Origin of the sequence: Methylobacterium sp. WL18, assembly GCF_008040015.1 — a bacterium.
Taxonomy (GTDB): Bacteria; Pseudomonadota; Alphaproteobacteria; order Rhizobiales; family Beijerinckiaceae; genus Methylobacterium; species Methylobacterium mesophilicum.
This window is the reverse complement of record NZ_VRVD01000802.1, coordinates 1-1853: the sequence shown is the minus strand read 5'-3', so window position 1 is coordinate 1853 and position 1853 is coordinate 1. Positions and strand designations below refer to the sequence as shown.

Sequence of the window (1853 nt, the reverse complement as noted above, 5' to 3'; positions counted from 1 at the left end):
CCGCCGGCCTCGGCGAATGGCGCTGGGACCGGGCGACCGGCCTGCTGACCCTGTCGCGCCGGGCCGCCCGGATCCTCGGGCGCCAGCCGGGACGGTCCGTGCCGTGGGACGAACTCAAGAGCGGCCTGTCCGATCCGGAGCTGGCACGCCTGAGTGCGACCGTCGCGGAGGCGTGCCGGGCCGGCGAAGCCTACCGTTTCGATACGCCGGTGACCGTGGCCGGGCGCACCGTGATCCTGCGGGTGCGGGGGCAGGCCGTGCCGGGCCGCGACGGCGCGCCCGCCAGCATGGTCGGCGTCGTCCAGGACATCACCACCCGGGTCGAGGCCCGGGACGAGATCCTGTCGCGCGACCAGCGCCTGCGGGTGGCGACCACCATCGCCAAGCTCGGCATCTTCGAGTGGCACATGCTCGAGGACCAGGCGATCTGGGAGAACGAGCACATGTACGAGATCTTCGGGCACGCGCCCGAGGACGGCACCATCGGCAAGAGCGAGTTCCTCAGCGACATCCTCCACCCGGACGACCGGGCCCGGGTCCGGCACGCGATCTCGAAGGCGCTGCGCGAGGACGGGATCCTGCAGATCGGCGGCCGGATCCGGCGGAAGTCCGACGGGGCGTGGCGCACCATCGACATGGCCGGGCGGTTCGAGCGGGACGCCCCCGGGCGCCTGCCGCGGCGCCTGATCGGCGTGGTCGCCGACGTGACCGACCGGCGGATCGCCGAGGAACGCCAGAGCCTGCTGATCCGCGAACTGCACCACCGGGTGAAGAATACGCTCGCCACCGTGCAGGCCATCGTGGGCTCCACGGCGCGCACGGCCTCCAGCATCGAGAGCTTCTACGAGGCCTTCGTCGGGCGGATCAAATCGCTCGCCCACACCCATTCGGTGCTCACCGAGGACACTTGGCAGACCGCCTCGCTGGCGAACCTGCTGCTCAGCGAGCTGAAGCCCTACGCGGAGGTGACGCCCGACGGCGGGGCCGAGGGGCGGATCAGCCTCGACGGCCCGGCGATCGACCTGCCCTCCGAGATCGCGGTGCCGATCGGCATGGCGATCCACGAACTCACCACCAACGCGGCCAAGTACGGGGCGCTGTCGAACCGCACCGGGCGGGTCGCGGTGACCTGGACCCTGGAGCCCGGGGGGCCGGCCGGGATCCTGCGGTTCCACTGGCGGGAGACCGGCGGGCCGCCGGTCCAGCCGCCGAGCCGCCAGGGTTTCGGCTCCCGCCTGCTGCAGCGGGTGCTGATCACCCAGGTCCAGGCCGAGGTCGAGACCGACTACGACCCGGAGGGCTTCAGCCTGACCATGCGGGCCCCGATCCCGCCCCGCAACGACAGCCTCAACCCGCTGGCCTGACCCGTCAGGCGGCGCCGCGCGCGCCGGATTCGCCGCCGCCGTCCACGAAGGCCTTCAGCTCGTCCAGCGACGCGAAGGTGAAGCGGCCCTGCGGCGTCTCCGCCTCGATCGAGCCGTCCTCGAACATCACGTAGGTGTTCCCGCCCGAGGCGTAGCGCCCGACCACGGTACGGGTCTCGGGCTTCGCGTCGGGCTCGGGGTCCGGCGCCGCGTCGAGGCCCGGGCGAAGGGCAGGGGGCTCCGGCGCCGGTTGTTGCGGCGGCGCGTCCGGCGCCGCGAACAGGTCGTCCTCCGGGCTGCGCTCGGCCATCGCGGCCGCGATCGGGTCCGGGGCGGGCCGGTGGGGCGGCTCCGGATCCGTCATCGGAAGGGTGGGGAAGGCCTGGATCGGGAAGTCCGCCTCGACCGCGGCCGGCCGCTGCGGCTCCGCGCTTCCGGGGGCTTCGGCCGGCGCGGAGGACCTGTCCTCGGACAGGCGCAGGCTGGGCT

1 protein-coding gene and 1 pseudogene are annotated in these 1853 nt (G+C 73.6%); one reads left to right on the top strand and one right to left on the bottom strand.

Annotated elements, in window-relative coordinates:
- Window positions 1–1364, top strand: a 1364-nt coding sequence (locus FV228_RS28475; protein ID WP_147857549.1) for an HWE histidine kinase domain-containing protein, incomplete at its 5' end; no start/stop codon positions are given.
- Between the two features lie 4 nt (window positions 1365–1368).
- Here FV228_RS28475 and FV228_RS34515 read toward each other — a convergent pair.
- Window positions 1369–1853: pseudogene (locus FV228_RS34515) on the bottom strand (hypothetical protein); the annotation flags it as partial.